15 protein-coding genes and 2 pseudogenes are annotated in these 14,681 nt (G+C 37.6%); 11 read left to right on the top strand and 6 right to left on the bottom strand.

Translation table 11 applies throughout. The annotated features are described in order from the left end of the window. Positions 1 to 33: 33 nt before the first annotated feature. Together xynA and RAC86_RS24790 are read left to right on the top strand one after the other, a co-directional pair. Complete coding sequence (gene xynA, locus RAC86_RS24795) at positions 34 to 675, top strand: endo-1,4-beta-xylanase XynA (RefSeq protein ID WP_014114032.1); 642 nt, start codon at positions 34 to 36, stop codon at positions 673 to 675. A 104-nt stretch (positions 676 to 779) separates the two neighbouring features. Further along, complete coding sequence (locus RAC86_RS24790) at positions 780 to 1,292, top strand: GNAT family N-acetyltransferase (RefSeq protein WP_072566843.1); 513 nt, start codon at positions 780 to 782, stop codon at positions 1,290 to 1,292. 933 nt (positions 1,293 to 2,225) lie between these two features. Here the strand turns inward: RAC86_RS24790 and RAC86_RS24785 are convergent. After that, entirely contained in the window at positions 2,226 to 2,729 is a 504-nt protein-coding gene (locus RAC86_RS24785; protein ID WP_072566393.1) for a DinB family protein, read from the bottom strand. Positions 2,730 to 3,444: 715 nt separating this feature from the next. Here RAC86_RS24785 and RAC86_RS24780 point away from each other — a divergent pair. Then, complete coding sequence (locus RAC86_RS24780; RefSeq protein WP_014114028.1) at positions 3,445 to 4,065, top strand: lytic polysaccharide monooxygenase auxiliary activity family 9 protein; 621 nt, start codon at positions 3,445 to 3,447, stop codon at positions 4,063 to 4,065. A gap of 384 nt (positions 4,066 to 4,449) precedes the next feature. Next, a pseudogene (locus RAC86_RS24775) lies at positions 4,450 to 4,883 on the top strand (SMI1/KNR4 family protein). A 28-nt stretch (positions 4,884 to 4,911) separates the two neighbouring features. On the opposite strand, the gene bla reads toward RAC86_RS24775, so the two are convergent. Further along, the gene (gene bla, locus RAC86_RS24770) at positions 4,912 to 5,832 is read right to left on the bottom strand and encodes a class A beta-lactamase (protein ID WP_080490487.1); all 921 of its coding nucleotides are present in this window, start codon (positions 5,830 to 5,832) and stop codon (positions 4,912 to 4,914) included. A 340-nt stretch (positions 5,833 to 6,172) separates the two neighbouring features. On the opposite strand from bla, the gene RAC86_RS24765 reads away from it, so the two are divergent. The 5 genes from RAC86_RS24765 (at position 6,173) to RAC86_RS24745 (ending at position 9,358) form a co-directional block, all read left to right on the top strand. Further along, positions 6,173 to 6,802 carry a type 1 glutamine amidotransferase family protein gene (locus tag RAC86_RS24765; protein ID WP_072566391.1) on the top strand — a complete coding sequence of 210 codons (630 nt, stop codon included), beginning with the start codon at positions 6,173 to 6,175 and terminating at the stop codon, positions 6,800 to 6,802. Between the two features lie 240 nt (positions 6,803 to 7,042). Continuing rightward, on the top strand, positions 7,043 to 7,933 hold the full coding sequence (locus tag RAC86_RS24760; protein ID WP_072566390.1) for a CPBP family intramembrane glutamic endopeptidase: 891 nt from the start codon (positions 7,043 to 7,045) through the stop codon (positions 7,931 to 7,933). A gap of 329 nt (positions 7,934 to 8,262) precedes the next feature. After that, positions 8,263 to 8,559 carry a permease gene (locus RAC86_RS24755; RefSeq protein ID WP_080490486.1) on the top strand — a complete coding sequence of 99 codons (297 nt, stop codon included), beginning with the start codon at positions 8,263 to 8,265 and terminating at the stop codon, positions 8,557 to 8,559. Positions 8,560 to 8,644: 85 nt separating this feature from the next. Next, positions 8,645 to 9,109 carry a hypothetical protein gene (locus RAC86_RS24750; protein WP_061186335.1) on the top strand — a complete coding sequence of 155 codons (465 nt, stop codon included), beginning with the start codon at positions 8,645 to 8,647 and terminating at the stop codon, positions 9,107 to 9,109. An 84-nt stretch (positions 9,110 to 9,193) separates the two neighbouring features. Beyond that, on the top strand, positions 9,194 to 9,358 hold the full coding sequence (locus tag RAC86_RS24745; RefSeq protein WP_072566388.1) for a hypothetical protein: 165 nt from the start codon (positions 9,194 to 9,196) through the stop codon (positions 9,356 to 9,358). Positions 9,359 to 9,675: 317 nt separating this feature from the next. Here RAC86_RS24745 and RAC86_RS24740 read toward each other — a convergent pair whose 3' ends face one another. Next, positions 9,676 to 10,554, bottom strand: coding sequence for a DMT family transporter (locus RAC86_RS24740; protein WP_377886112.1), 879 nt, complete (start codon positions 10,552 to 10,554; stop codon positions 9,676 to 9,678). 100 nt (positions 10,555 to 10,654) lie between these two features. Here RAC86_RS24740 and RAC86_RS24735 point away from each other — a divergent pair, with 100 nt between their 5' ends. Then, positions 10,655 to 11,527 carry a LysR family transcriptional regulator gene (locus RAC86_RS24735; RefSeq protein WP_014114018.1) on the top strand — a complete coding sequence of 291 codons (873 nt, stop codon included), beginning with the start codon at positions 10,655 to 10,657 and terminating at the stop codon, positions 11,525 to 11,527. A gap of 233 nt (positions 11,528 to 11,760) precedes the next feature. Here the strand turns inward: RAC86_RS24735 and RAC86_RS24730 are convergent, their stop codons facing one another. The 3 genes and pseudogenes from RAC86_RS24730 to RAC86_RS24720 form a co-directional block, all read right to left on the bottom strand. Then, entirely contained in the window at positions 11,761 to 12,558 is a 798-nt protein-coding gene (locus RAC86_RS24730) for a DUF817 domain-containing protein (protein WP_072566387.1), read from the bottom strand. Between the two features lie 103 nt (positions 12,559 to 12,661). Next, positions 12,662 to 12,906, bottom strand: a pseudogene (locus tag RAC86_RS24725) (helix-turn-helix domain-containing protein). 10 nt (positions 12,907 to 12,916) lie between these two features. Continuing rightward, entirely contained in the window at positions 12,917 to 13,399 is a 483-nt protein-coding gene (locus RAC86_RS24720) for a DUF2975 domain-containing protein (RefSeq protein ID WP_072566386.1), read from the bottom strand. 380 nt (positions 13,400 to 13,779) lie between these two features. On the opposite strand from RAC86_RS24720, the gene RAC86_RS24715 reads away from it, so the two are divergent. Then, the coding region (locus RAC86_RS24715; RefSeq protein ID WP_377886111.1) for a VanW family protein at positions 13,780 to 14,681 on the top strand (902 nt) is incomplete at its 3' end.

The raw sequence follows: 14,681 nt of genomic DNA, 5'->3' as shown, positions 1-14,681 counted from the left end.
TCAAAGTCAGAAAAAATATTAAGGAGGTAACATATGTTTAAGTTTAAAAAGAATTTCTTAGTTGGATTAACGGCAGCTTTAATGAGTATTAGCTTGTTTTCGGCAACCGCCTCTGCAGCTAGCACAGACTACTGGCAAAATTGGACTGATGGGGGCGGAATAGTAAACGCTGTCAATGGGTCTGGCGGGAATTACAGTGTTAATTGGTCTAATACCGGAAATTTCGTTGTTGGTAAAGGTTGGACTACAGGTTCGCCATTTAGGACAATAAACTATAATGCCGGAGTTTGGGCGCCGAATGGCAATGGATATTTGACTTTATATGGTTGGACGAGATCACCTCTCATAGAATATTATGTAGTGGATTCATGGGGTACTTATAGACCAACAGGAACGTATAAAGGTACTGTAAACAGTGATGGGGGTACATATGACATATATACAACTACACGTTATAACGCACCTTCCATTGATGGCCCAAGCACTACTTTTACGCAGTACTGGAGTGTTCGTCAGTCGAAGAGACCAACTGGAAGCAACGCTACAATCACTTTCAGCAATCATGTTAACGCATGGAAGAGTCATGGAATGAATCTGGGTAGCAATTGGTCTTACCAAGTCTTAGCGACAGAGGGATATCAAAGTAGTGGAAGTTCTAACGTAACAGTGTGGTAACAGATCATCTTTAATCAGGGATAGCTAACGGGCTGCTGATCGTTCCTTGAGAAATTTTTGTTATTGTGAGTTACTAAGAGGCGACGGTGATGGGAGTTACTTTAATGCATATAACAACAAAAAGGTTATTGATACGTGAATTTGAATTCAAAGATTGGCAAGCTGTATATGAGTATACATCAGATGCTAATGTTATGAAGTATATACCAGAAGGGGTTTTTACTGTAGAAGATGCAAAAGAATTTGTAAATAAAAACAGAGGTGATAACGCTGAAAAATTTCCTGTAGTACTAATAGATGAAGGTTCTCTTATAGGCCATATTGTTTTTTATAAGTATTTTGGTGAACATACATTTGAGATTGGGTGGGTGTTTAATCCGAATTATCAAAATAGAGGGTATGCTTCTGAGGCAGCAGAAGCTATTTTGGAATATGGATTTAAAGAAATGAACTTACATAGGATTATAGCTACGTGTCAACCTGAGAATATTCCTTCATACCGAGTTATGGAGAAGATTGGAATGAGAAGAGAAGGCTTCTTTAAAAAATGTATTCCCAAAGGCAATGAATGGTGGGATGAATATTATTACGCTATTTTAGAGGAAGAGTGGAAATGAACTAATAGAAATTTTTAAATCTTACCTCTTCAACAAAAGGTCTTTATTATTGGATGTAGCAACATTGGCGATACAAACAAAATATCACCTCCTACTTAGAACATAGAATCTTTAGCAGCATTTATAAACACATCAAAAAAGAGGCTGGAAAATTATCTAATAAACTGACCATCAGGAGACTTACTTAATTGATATTAAAAATAAGCTAAGGGTGATTCAATTAGTTAAGATCAACTTTTATGTGCGTTGAATCGTTAGTAGATACATTTGACTTTACCATTACTCAATTCCTTATGACGGAGAAAAGTGATATACAGGGGAGATCCATTCTTTGTGGATCTCTCGAGGAATAAATTAGCCCTCCATATGCAAACCCGAGGAACAATGTTATAGGATTTTCTTAGCTTATGTTGTAACTATATTGGAGGCATACCGTCTACGTTTTTAAAAATTTGAGAGTTAGCAGCTTTTAAGAAAGATTCAGCAACTAGAAGATAGAGTTATAAAGTCCAAATAATCTGGAATGATGGTATATGTCCATACCCATATTTCGAGAGATGAAGCGCATCTGCAGCAGAAAGCAGAGCGCTTTTTTGATGAAGAATCCCAATAAAACAACAATTTTAATCAGAAAAGCGACGTGGAAAATATGGATTAAATAAGGTGAGGTCAAATAAAGTGTAAACAATGTGAAAAGCCGTTCTCAACGAAAATGGAAGAAGTCGAATATAGTCACCTTATCAGTGTTTTTTTGTAATCCTGATCACTCAGGCAATATTATTTAGTCTAAGTTTGGAATAAAACTTAATTAAATTTATGTTTATAACAATATTGATAAATGAACAAAAGGAAAGAACATGTTTTGAAATAAGATTGTTCAAAACATGCTTTTATATATTGTAATGGGTTAACTTCTTTATAAAAAAAGTTTGATTACATTTGCGGGGGTTCCAAACCAAATTTTGTCCATTCCTCTTTTGCTGGCCCATAAATACCTGGAACAGGCAATCCTGCTTGTCTCATAAGAACCGTTATTTGTCCTCGATGGTGATTTTGGTGTTGAATCAAAAACATCAAAAGTGAACCATTTGGCAATTGTTGGCCAATAAAGTTGATATGTTCTTGAAGTGTATGGTCAGTCCATTGGTTTTTTAATGCCTGTACAAATGCATTACTGGCTTGATGATAGCTGTCTGCTATAAACTGAGCCGAAGCAGGAACAGGATAATCTTCAGCTGGAGCGTGAAATGTTAAGTCTGTGTTTGAGGTAATGATGCGAATGGCAGCGACAGTATGCCAAGCAATACGGCCTAAAGTCCAATTTTGTGAAGTTATTTCCTGTTTAAGTGATTCATCAGTTAGACTATTTAGTATTTTCTGTGTTGCATCGGCTTCGAACTCCCAAGATTTTAAAAAATGGTCTAAGGTTTGAAACACAAAAATCCTCCTTTTAATTGTTTTCTTTCTATGAACCTATAGCTCAATTATAGTGCCCCGTTTAGTTAAAAAGAACAAAACTTTAGGCATTATCTAAGGAAAAATGCATCGCCGACATTCTTTTAAACGTCAGGGAATTTATTTCTAACATCGGTGACTTTATGTCAAAGCTACATTTAGAATACGTGCGATCAAGACCAAATAAAATGACAATAAAGAAGAATTAGATTTTCTTGATGTTGAATTGCAAAATGGATTCTTTTTTACAAGGATTCTGAATAAAACAAGTGTTTTAAAGAGAAAGAGGAAAATGCCTTGTTTCTAATTAAGACGATTCAGGGGAAGTACATAACAAGTAAAGAACCCAGCTGCAGTTTTTGATTCAAGTTGCAGAGTTTTATTAAAAATTGGTGTAGAGGAATCAATACCACACATATCGAGCGGCAGGGTTAAATAATACTGCAGATGATATGAGTTTTATAGAGTTTCCAAAAGATCAGGTAGAGATTGATAAAGTGTTCGGTATCTGTGACAAAAATGGAAAGCTGTATGCAAGGAGGTTTTGTCAAAAAGCTGAAGAACAAAGGAACTGGAGAGCATGAAATTCTTTAAATTTTACGCCTTCAATGATAAAGAAGGAGATTACCTCACACGTAATGAATTATTATAGTAGGAAAGAGAAATATTTTACAATAAAGGGAGGAATGATTTAGTAATGAAGGGTTTTATCAAAGGGGCTGTTCTAACTGCTATTCTAGGTGTTGGTGCTACTTTATTTGCAGGTGATGTATCTGCACACGGGTATATAAAAGAACCTGCTAGTAGAGCGTACATGGGTTCATTAGAAAAACAAATAATTGGTTGGACGGCAGCTAATCAAAAGTATGGTTCCGTAATTGATAATCCTCAATCGGTAGAGGGACCAAAAGGGTTTCCGTCCGCGGGTCCGCCAGATGGGAAAATTGCATCAGCAAATGGAGGCTCGGGTCAAATTGACTTTGGGTTAGACAGGCAAACTGCAGATCATTGGGTGAAACAAAACATCCGTGGGGGTCTAAACACCTTTACTTGGCACTATACTGCTCCTCATGCAACATCAAAGTGGCACTATTATATAACCAAGAAAGATTGGAATCCAAACAAACCTTTAACAAGAGATGAGTTTGAATTAATTGGAACTGTAGATCATGATGGCTCAAAGGCTGATACTAATCTATCTCATAAGATTTATGTACCAACTGATCGCAGTGGTTATCATGTCATTCTAGGGGTGTGGGATGTTGCGGATACCTCTAATGCCTTTTATAACGTAATTGATGTAAACCTAATGCGATGATGTCGAACCTCCAATAATGGACAAGAATATGAGGTATACAGAGCTGATCAGAAAATTCGCACCGCATCTGGTACAGTGTATAACGATACGTTTTTAATAGCTTAGTTATGACGATACGGTAAAAGCGAATAGTGTTTCAGGTAAGGCATCACCAGCTAGTGAAATGTTGACTGTAACAACGAAGGAAAATGTAACGGAACTGGGAGAACACAGAGTGTTTGAGTATGGAAGTTCCAGAATCAAATGGTGTTGGAAGCTTCTAAGAGGAGCTATTCTATTGCAGATCGGTTAGATATTCGTGCATCTGCCGATCTTTTTTTAACCTTAATAGAAGTGTACTCTAAAAGTCTATTGGTATGTGCTTCATTGATGGAATCAAACAAGATGGATACTAATGGAAAAACCATTCACTTCAAAGATCCAGCAAGTCCTAAAGAAATTAGCAATTTAGAAAAGAAGTTAGGTGTTACTTTTCCTAATGATTTTAAAGAGTTTTTGTACAACATAATGGGATGGAAATGTTTGAAGGGGTTGAAATACTCAGTATAGAAGGAATCATTGAATATAATGAAGTTCAAGATTTCCCCGAGGGGTACGTTTTAATTGGGTATTATTATGGTGGAAGATACGTACACACAAATCAAGAAATGGATTAGAATATATGTTATACCTCGATTCAATTGATGATTTTGAAGATGCGGTTAACTTAGACTCTAATTTTGAGATATGATTTGATATATTAGTGTCTTCTAACGATACGAAATATTGGGAAGTGAGTCCGAATAAACCAATAGTATTATAAACCGGTTTCAGAATAAGAAGACTCCAAAAAGGAGTCTTCATCTACTATTTCAGATCGTTAAGGACGACTTTTGCAGCCTCAGCGATAAGAGCATTATCATAATTAGCATCTTTCGTAAACCGTTTTGATAGGATTGCCAAAACAATAGGAGCTCTATTAGGCGGCCAAACGATAGCAATGTCGTTTCGTGTTCCGTAACTTCCGGCTCCAGATTTATCGCCGACTTCCCACCCTATAGGAGCGCCTGCCCGAATCAGTTCGTCACCAGTAGCGTTCCCCCGCATCCAATCAGTTAAGATCGTGCGCTTATCAGTCGTGAGAGTGTTATCCACAGTGAAAGCTTTAAGGTCGGTTGCTAATGCTTTTGCGGTGCTTGTGTCACGAATATCTCCAGGAATGGCAGAGTTTAGATCCGTCTCGAATCGATTTGCCTTGGTTACATGATCCCCAATCTGTTTCAGTGACTTTTCGAAACCTTTAGGGCCGCCAAGTTGTTGCAACAATATGTTCCCAGCAGTATTATCGCTGTAACGGATAGCAGCCTCTGAGATTTCCTTCAGGCTCATACCTGTATCTACGTGTTTTTCTGTGATTGGAGAATATGTAACAAGATCGTCTTTGCTGTAGTAGATGACTTCATTAAGTTTTTCAATTGAGTTTTTCTCCAGGACAGCAGCTGCGGCTAGAACTTTATAGGTTGATGCGTAAGCAAACCGTTCATTCGGACGGTAAGCGATCGTCTTGTTTGTACCTGTGTCAATTGCATAAACGCCAAGCCTGGCATCAAATTTTTTCTCAAGTTGAACAAATTTTTTATTCGTTATGCAGCTTGTCATTTTTGTGTCTCCTATACCTTTTGCTTCAGCATGCGTTGATCCGTAAAAGGGTTTGAAACCAGTAAGGCTTAAACATAAAAGTCCAATACATATTCCAAGTTTTAATGTCGCTTTATTTTTCAAATGAATCGGGCCTCCTCATTCAATTTATTTTGTATTCACTTTCTATTAATACCACAAAAATAGGAGTGAAATCGATATATTTCCAATGAGATGTTTAAATAAAAACCTATTCGTTCATCTTTTTTTGATTTTTAGTAAGTTAAGAGAACAAGGGGAAAGAGTGGAACAAGAAAATAGAAAAACACCAATTTAAAGGTAAACATTATGCGAAATGTTACATCAATGATAATAGGGCAGGTGTAGCATGAGATGTTTATAATTGTTCCTATTGCCACCCATACGGCATTAAAGGATGGGCACAAAGTCATTCTAATGGGCTTTATCAATTGTGATTGGAGTGTTATGGATGCAAACAAAAAAAGTTTATCTTTATGTATTTCATACAATGTCAGACTGGGAATATGGATATTTAATTGCAGAACTTCATTCAGGGAGATATTTTAAAAAAGAGGTTGCACCTTTAAAAGTAGTTACAGTAGGAGCTAATAAAGAAATGATTACGACGATGGGAGGGCTAAGCATAAAACCAGACATTTCGCTTGATGAGTGTACTCTTGAGAGTAATGATCTTATCATTTTACCCGGAGGGAATACTTGGGGAGAAGATATTCATCAACCGATCTTGAAAAAAGTTGGCGAAGCTTTAAAGATTGGCACGGTTGTTGCTGCCATTTGTGGTGCAACCGAGGGTCTCGCGAATCATGGATACTTAGATTCTAGAAAGCATACAAGCAATGATTTAGAGTATATGAAAATGGTCTGTCCTGCTTATAAAGGAGAAACATTTTACGAGATGGGACCTGCAGTATCTGATCAAAATTTGGTAACTGCATCAGGAATAGCTCCCCTGGAATTTGCGATGGAAGTACTGAAAAAACTAGATGTATTTGCACCAGATACATTGCATTCGTGGTATAAGCTTAATAAGACCCATAAACCTGAATACTTCTTCGAGTTAATGAATACAATAAATTGATAGAATCGTTACCAAATGCCCTTGAAACTGGAAGGGCATTTTTTTGTTAAAGTCTAAATAACCTTGAATGCTGGATTATGTCTATTTATTAAAAAAAATCGACGCAACTGAAGTAGGGTAAGGAAGAAATTTGAAACAATAACAGCATCTAGAACGTATCGTAATAATAAAGTTTAAATAAGTTGCGCAATTTATTTTCTTGTTTAGTGCTTATATGAATGATGTGAAAGGGGCATCCAAATGAATACTTATCATAACCAAAGCGGAAAACAAAACAATCATCCAAAATGGTTGGCAACGATCTTGCTCAGCTGGGGAACGTTTGTTTTTGCTTTGTTTTTTGCTACTTTAGTCGGTTCAATGGCTAGCCAAGCGGGAGCTTCCAAGCTTTTGAAGCAAGGTATCCAAGCAGGTTTAGTGACATTAATTACTGTCCCGTTGCTCTACATTCTTCTTAAGCGGTTTTCTAGTAGACCATGCTACTCTATCGGACTGTCTGGGTGGCGGCAAGCCATTCCGAAAGCCATTATGGGCGCAATGTATGTGATTGTTCTATCAGCATCTGGATTCGCTATCGCCCATTTATTGGGCTGGATCAAAGTTACACAATTTCACTTCTCTGCCCATTTAGTTACTGTATTGCTCTTAAACATGATGATCGCTTTTTTTTATGAAGCTTTTCCAGAGGAATTAACTTTTCGTGGGACGGTGTACAATGCTCTGAACAGGAGATTTAATTGTTTCATAGCCTTACTCCTACAGCCGATCCTATTTGTGCTTGCACCATTAACTGTAAGTGGTTTGCAATATATAGCAGGAATTGAATCACCTGCTATCACATTAGATTATATTGTTTTATTGTTGTTTTTTGGATTCATCCTTCAACTCCTGCGTATTGTAACAAAAAGCTTATGGACGTCTATAGCCTTTCATCTAGCCTTTCTCGAAAATTCTCGGTTCTTCGTCCTGCAGGGGGATGAACGCTTTATTACCTATGAAGAAATTGTTCCGGGAACAGGAGCACTGTTTATAATCTTGTTTATGTTGCTTATTGTCGGTACTCTACTGCTAATACCTGCAGTAGTAGCTCGTTGGTGGCGTAGAAATAAGGGAAACGGCCAAGATGATTAATATCTGAATGAAACGGCAGTTTTATACACAAAAGTATAGAATTGTTTACTGTGAAAATGTTAAACTTTACTAATGAGAATACATCATGTAAAAAAGTTTTTTCATTTTAATACCTGTTTACAGAACTTTTAAACAATGTGTAATCCAATTGTCATAGCGACCATAATGGATATTAGGATCATTTGGTATTGGACTGAACGGAAAGAGAGTGGTGGATTGCTGAAGTGTTTGTAGCGTGGGATTCTATACTTAAAAATCTATATCAAAAACGGTTTAAGTAGTTGAATGAAAGGCTTTGAAAGGGGTGTCAAGTCATTAAAAAACTAGTTGTGCTTTCCAGCTTTATAGGAATTCTGTTATCAATCGTTGGACAATTATTTGGGATCTTATCTGATTTCTTTATTTCGGGTAATGCTCGGTTTATAGGTGTTTTAGCAGGAATTCTTGTGTTACTTAGTTTGAAGGCAAGAAGTGTAGCAATGCAATCATTTATCGTTGGTTCAAGTACGGCGATAGGAATTATGGGTGCAGGAATTTTATATTTTCCAGCTGCGATTATCAATGTCTTAATTGGTTTCGAACTAAACAAAAAGATGAGAGAAGAAAACACTAAAGAGTATATCTGAATAGATTGCTTTTTGTTTAAGAATGTAGTGAAGAATTGTGGCATAAAAGTAAATGAATAATCGTTTTATTCAGAGTGAGGTTTATATGGAATTGAAATTTTACAGGCTTCTTAGAACAAATGAAGTCGAGTTTTTTCAGGTCATACAAAAAGAAACTTCAGATATTTATGGTTATATCTTAATTGTAGATTCAAAAAGAAAAGAAAAGCTGTGTGATAATCCAGTTTTAATTGGTATAGAGGATGAAAATGAATACGAGGGTTCCTCAAACTTTATTCAGGTCATTACATTCACTGAAGAAAGATATCTTGAAGACTTTACAGCTGATACCTTTTCTTTTATAGATGGTCTGTTAAACATGAAACCAGATTGTCACTTCTTTGTTAAAGAACAGGTATATAAATCAAATTCTGAGTTGCTGGACTTTGATTTTCCTTTTGATATGACACCTATTGTGGATTTCATTAAACCGTATGCACAAGAAATAAACAAAGACATCAATCTTAACAATATTAGCAACAGTGATTTTAATTACCTTTCACAAAAATAATGGGAAAAAATGAAGGTGAAAGGTGATGGTTGATTTTTACTAATTCACAATTGCTTGGCTTTACTTTGAAAGGAGTCGAGTAAGATGGATAAGAAAAAAGATGAAATACAAAGAAAATATAGGGAACAAATGAGGGAGAAGACTGAACAAGAAAAAGAAGATGGCAGTTCACATACTTTTGAGATTGTGATTGTACTAGCCATCATTCTTTTGATGTTTTTCTTTCATTCAGTATTTAAGAATTTTTAGATAAAAGAATCCTTTTTATACATAAGCAATTATTATTTAATTCTGCCGAATTAGACACTTTTTTAAATCAAATAAATGATTTTAAGCACAGTGCAATTATATGATAAAAAGCAACCTGGTTTTGCAAATAAAGCTGCCTGCAAGTGACTTGCTCACCAACCTAAACGCCAGCCATTAAAGCTAATGTCTCACATTCAGACATTAGCTTTTTTCATTATTTAATAGACTGCCGTCAGGACTTAGAAGACGCTCTCATACTAGCCGTCTCCTGTCATACGAGGCCAACATCGACAGGGAAAAAGTATTTCTTTAAAAATTCACACTTTCTGTCGTGAAAATGTAAATGTATTCATAAAAATGCCGCAGCATATCATCAGAGCTCCGTTGATAATGTTCATGGTGATCTGTTCGTGCAATTGCAGCCATCCAAAGAATAGAGCCAGTACGGGAACGAACATTAATGCCATGGATGCTTTTGATGCTTCGATTTGATTGAGCACCCAAAACCATACGACAAATGTAAAACCTGTAGAAAGCAAACCATTAAACAGCAATGACCAAACCGCCTGATATGTCCATTCGGCTGAATGAACCGGTTCCAATATAAAGGAAAACACCAACAACATGACGGCTCCCATCAGAAGATGCCAGGCATTCATATGAATGATATCGATATGCTTGAATTGAAGCTTGCTAAACACATTCGCAATTCCCCAGCTAAGCGCTGCCCCAAGGACGCACAGTTCTCCAAATAAAGCGCTTTGATCGACATTCAGCATTTCTTTTCCAAATATAAATAAAAGTCCGAAGAAGCCGCTTATCAGCCCGATCGTTTTATACACATTCATTTTCTCGTTTAATGTAAAATGGCTGATCACCGTAACAAATATAGGCATCGTATACACCAAAACAGAGGTTTTTCCTGAATCGACAAACTGCATTCCATACGTTAAGATCCCCATATAGCCCAAACCCATAAGCAGGCTCATGAAGATATAGCTTTTGATATGTTCTTTTCCCATTGAAAGTTTTTTTCTTTTAATGAAGAGAATGAGAAATAAAGGAACCGCTCCGATGAACAGGCGCAAAGCCGAGAATAAAAGCGGGGGGATGTCATGAATTCCTACTTTCATCGCAACCCAAGTATAGCCCCAGATAAGTGTGACAGAAATGATTCCCAGCATGACTTTTACCATTATTAAGCCGCCTTTCTTGTTTAAATATCGTGCTGGTTTCAATCATATGTTACATTTGTATATAACTGAAATACATTTTTATTATCGGGGGTATAACCATATGGTTATGAACATGAACCATCTTCACATATTTGTAAAAGTCGGGGAGAAATTGAACATTACAGAAGCGGCAAAAGAATTGTTCATCTCTCAGCCGGCGGTAAGCAAAGCGATTAAAAACCTGGAAAGCTCGCTGCAGCTCAAATTGCTGATCAGGGATAAACATCATGGTTTAATGCTGACTGACGTCGGAAAGGACATTTTACTGCTGGCGAGGCAAATGAAGGGGATTGAAAGCAAAATATATCAAGTAGCCAACAGGGAAAACAAGCTGTTAAGCGGGAAGGTGAAAATCGGTTCATTTCCTGCTGTTTCAACAAATATCATGCCGCAGGCGATTGCGGCATTCAGAGCAAAATACCCGCTGATCCGCATAGAATTGGTCGAGGGGACCTCTGATCAAATCAAAGGTTGGGTCGAGGATCGGGCGGTTGATATTGGGATCGCAGCATCTCCATTTGAACCGTTTGACAATCAACTATTGTGCAACGACTATATGGTGGCAGTCATCCCTCCGCAAGATGACGAATTAAAACAGGAAAAGCATGTCGACCTCAACACATATCAAGATGACCTTATTTTTTGCAAAGGCGGTCATGAAATTGCAATGTCAAATACGTTGCAGCAGCATCACATTGAATTAAAGGAAAACTTGACTGTGCAAAATGCCGAAACCTTGATCAATATGGTCAAAAACAACTTGGGCGTAGGCATTATTTCAAACTTTACACTTTCATCTGTCCCGCATCAATTGATTAAAAAGGACATCTTTCCCCGGATCACCCGTGATATTGGCGTCATCGCGCATTCATTTGATGATGTAACGCCGGCGGCGCATGAATTTATCAAGGTGTTGAAAGCAGTCGTCATCTGAATCCGTAATCGTTCAAGTCTTATGAACGTTCTATAAAAAGTGTCGGGGAGCTTTATCGATGTTATTAAAGGAAGAATGCAGTAAAAAGATCTAGTGGCAAATGACATTTCTAACTATTATTCTGCGGGTTAACCTTAGAGGAAGATGAATATTCACCGGCAGAGTTAAAAGAAAAAAGCAACAATTGAACGTTGCTTTTTCATTTTATTCGGTCTTTGTACGCTGGGGTAACTTCAACCCAAAAAAGGTTCACCGGTCTCTGCCTTTATATGACTCTGTCCCTTAACTTGTTTTAGCGTCGCTACTATAAGAAAGCTAACAATTACCAATAAAAGCCATGAACTCACCTTTCCTAAATGAACGAGACTCCATGCCTCGGTTTGATTTGGGTACGTCCAGGCCCCAAAAAATGTTGCGATATTTTCTGCTATCCATATAAAAAATCCGATGAGCACAAAAGAAAGTGCGAGAGGCATACGGTAACGAGTTCCATTCACCTCGTATATGACCCAAGTTTGCCAAAAGACAATGATGACAAGTCCAGATAAACACCAGCGAATGTCAATCGAATAATGGTGGGTGAAAAAATTCAAATAAATCGCAGCGGCAAGCAGAACAACTGCATAAAACGGCGGCCACTTAATCAATTCAACCTTAAGTCTCCTCCACGCCTGACATAGATAACTGGCTACACTTGCATACATGAATCCACTATACAAAGGCACCCCGAAAACTTTGGAATATCCTTCCTCTGGGTAAGACCAGGAGCCCATATGCACCTTGAAAAGTTCAAGAGCAAGTCCAATAAGGTGGAACAATGTGATCACTTTTAATTCATCCCGTGTTTCAAGACCGGAACGCACCATCCACCACTGCATGAGAACACAGATGATGAGCAGCCAGTCATACCGTGGCAAGAAGGGAAGAGGGATGATTTGTGTAATAGCCAAAGAGGCAAAAATAACGACAGGAAACAAACATGAAAGGGCCTGTTCCCAACCAAAACGAGCGAGTTGTTTTAAGGCTCTCATGATGTATGCCTCCAAAGGTATACTCTGAATATTTGTAAGGCACGCTTCGTATAGCAGCTAAATGGACATAGGATTGCGTCCATAGGATCACCACCAAATCACTTTATTTTTCTTTTGTCTTCTTTATGAATCCTGTGTGTCTTCATCACTTCGGTATTCCAAAATATCTCCGGGCTGGCATTCTAAAGCCTTACAAATCGCCTCTAAAGTTGATAATCGAATGGCCTTTGCTTTTCCGTTTTTCAATATCGAAAGATTAGCCATCGTGATGCCAACTCTCTCCGAAAGCTCTGTTACGCTCATTTTCCTTTTAGCAAGCATCACATCAATATTGATAATAATTGCCATGTTCATCACCTCAGACCGTTAAGTCATTTTCTGATTTTATATCAATCGCTTCTTTTAAGAGTTTTTGAAGAACAGCAGCAAAGACTGCAATCACCATTGAAGCAAAAATAATGACCAATCCGATGACTATGATACCCGGGGCGTCGTCTATCTCGGCCAGCAGATAAAAGAATGGCATGCCTGCCGCAAACAAGATACTGATAGTGACCGCACAGTATTTTATATTCTTCAAAGCTTTTACAGACATTTTAGAGAAAGCTTTATTCTTGTCAATATAGCTTAAAAGTTTAAACGCTTGATAAAGAGCAAAGTAAAAAGGTATCGCCGCTACATACAAAAAGACGAAAACGAGATATTGTATATAAGCCATATTTGGTAATAATTCTGCTGCATAATTGGCGATCTTAGGCACCACAAAAATGCACAAAGCAAGAATCGGAATTCCAATAAGAATAACGGCAATCTTTAAAAAGAGTGTTGAGACTCGATTCATAAAAAACACCTCACTGATTTGTTGTCATTCTGAATTTAACATGGAATTTATCGTTTTACAATAAAAAAGTATTGAAATAGATTATTTTATTGTTGTTATAAGGGATCTTTTTCATTTTAGATAAGCAAAAAAAGCATTCCTCATTCCAGGGAGATGCTCTATAACTTTAGTCGATTTTAAACTTGAAACAACGAATTGAGCTGTGTGCTTCAGTCAGCTCAGGGAATTGGTAAGAATAATTAGAGAGCTCACTTATGAGGGCTTTTCTATTTTCTCTAAAAAAAGTGAATCAACATCTAAATATTCAAACAAACGATGGGAAGAAATACATCAAAGGATAAGCTGCTGTTCATACTAATGGTCGGGAGGTAAACCGACTTATGATACAAATTTGGATCACTGGTCTTTTATTATTTGCTCAACCGAGCGGGCCGCCTGACAGCTTAACGGTCACACAGCAAGGACGGACGATTGCTACTGTTAATCGTGAAAACTTTACAATGCCTCTTCCCGGTACTCCGATGATTGATCATGAAAAGTACCGTAAATTCATCGAACAGCTGGATCAGCAAGTTTACCGGGAGCCGATAAATGCTGTGCTTAACGAACAGGGAAGCATCGTCCCGGGCAGGGTTGGTTACAAACTCTATCAACAGGCATTTATGGAAAAGTTTTATGCATATTTCTATGGCCAAGGCCCCTCCAAGGTAGAAGTGCCAGAATTGAACATTTATCCGAAAGTTGACAGCGAAATGCTTGCTCACATTAGTACGCAGCGGCTTGGTCAGTACGTAACATATTTTAATTCGAATAATAAAAGCCGATCACATAATATTTCTCTTTCTGCAAAAGCGATTGACAATCATGTTGTTTTCCCTAATGAGACATTTTCATTTAACCAAGTTGTCGGAATGAGAACTCGGGACAAAGGATATAAGAGTGCGCCCATTATTGTTAAAGGTGAGTTGTCGGAAGGTGTGGGCGGAGGAATTTGTCAGGTATCATCTACACTATTTAATGCAGTCGATCGCGCAGGGCTGCGAATCGTTCAGCGCTATTCTCATACAAGAAGCGTGCCATATGTTCCGCCCGGACGTGATGCTACAGTAAGCTGGGGAGGTCCTGACTTTCTCTTTCAAAACCAATATAACCAGCCAATACTCATTCGGGCAAAACGACATGGGGGAAGTATGATTGTTACGCTTTACTCTTCTGATGTGATCAACAACAAGCTGAGAAAAGTTCCTAAAGCCCCATCTCAAATACCGAAAGAGATAAATGC

The sequence above is a fragment of the Bacillus sp. LR_5 genome (assembly GCF_042709275.1).
The sequence above is the reverse complement of the archived record's forward strand: the minus strand, read 5'-3'. Positions and strand labels throughout refer to the sequence as shown.

Excerpts from the sequence above, each read along its gene's own strand:
- xynA (WP_014114032.1), top strand. The coding sequence starts at position 34 with ATGTTTAAGTTTAAAAAGAATTTCTTAGTTGGATTAACGGCAGCTTTA.
- RAC86_RS24790 (WP_072566843.1), top strand. The coding sequence starts at position 780 with ATGCATATAACAACAAAAAGGTTATTGATACGTGAATTTGAATTCAAA.
- RAC86_RS24780 (WP_014114028.1), top strand. The coding sequence starts at position 3,445 with ATGAAGGGTTTTATCAAAGGGGCTGTTCTAACTGCTATTCTAGGTGTT.
- RAC86_RS24765 (WP_072566391.1), top strand. The coding sequence starts at position 6,173 with ATGCAAACAAAAAAAGTTTATCTTTATGTATTTCATACAATGTCAGAC.
- RAC86_RS24760 (WP_072566390.1), top strand. The coding sequence starts at position 7,043 with ATGAATACTTATCATAACCAAAGCGGAAAACAAAACAATCATCCAAAA.
- RAC86_RS24750 (WP_061186335.1), top strand. The coding sequence starts at position 8,645 with ATGGAATTGAAATTTTACAGGCTTCTTAGAACAAATGAAGTCGAGTTT.
- RAC86_RS24745 (WP_072566388.1), top strand. The coding sequence starts at position 9,194 with ATGGATAAGAAAAAAGATGAAATACAAAGAAAATATAGGGAACAAATG.
- RAC86_RS24740 (WP_377886112.1), bottom strand. The coding sequence starts at position 10,554 with ATGGTAAAAGTCATGCTGGGAATCATTTCTGTCACACTTATCTGGGGC.
- RAC86_RS24735 (WP_014114018.1), top strand. The coding sequence starts at position 10,655 with ATGGTTATGAACATGAACCATCTTCACATATTTGTAAAAGTCGGGGAG.
- RAC86_RS24730 (WP_072566387.1), bottom strand. The coding sequence starts at position 12,558 with ATGAGAGCCTTAAAACAACTCGCTCGTTTTGGTTGGGAACAGGCCCTT.
- RAC86_RS24720 (WP_072566386.1), bottom strand. The coding sequence starts at position 13,399 with ATGAATCGAGTCTCAACACTCTTTTTAAAGATTGCCGTTATTCTTATT.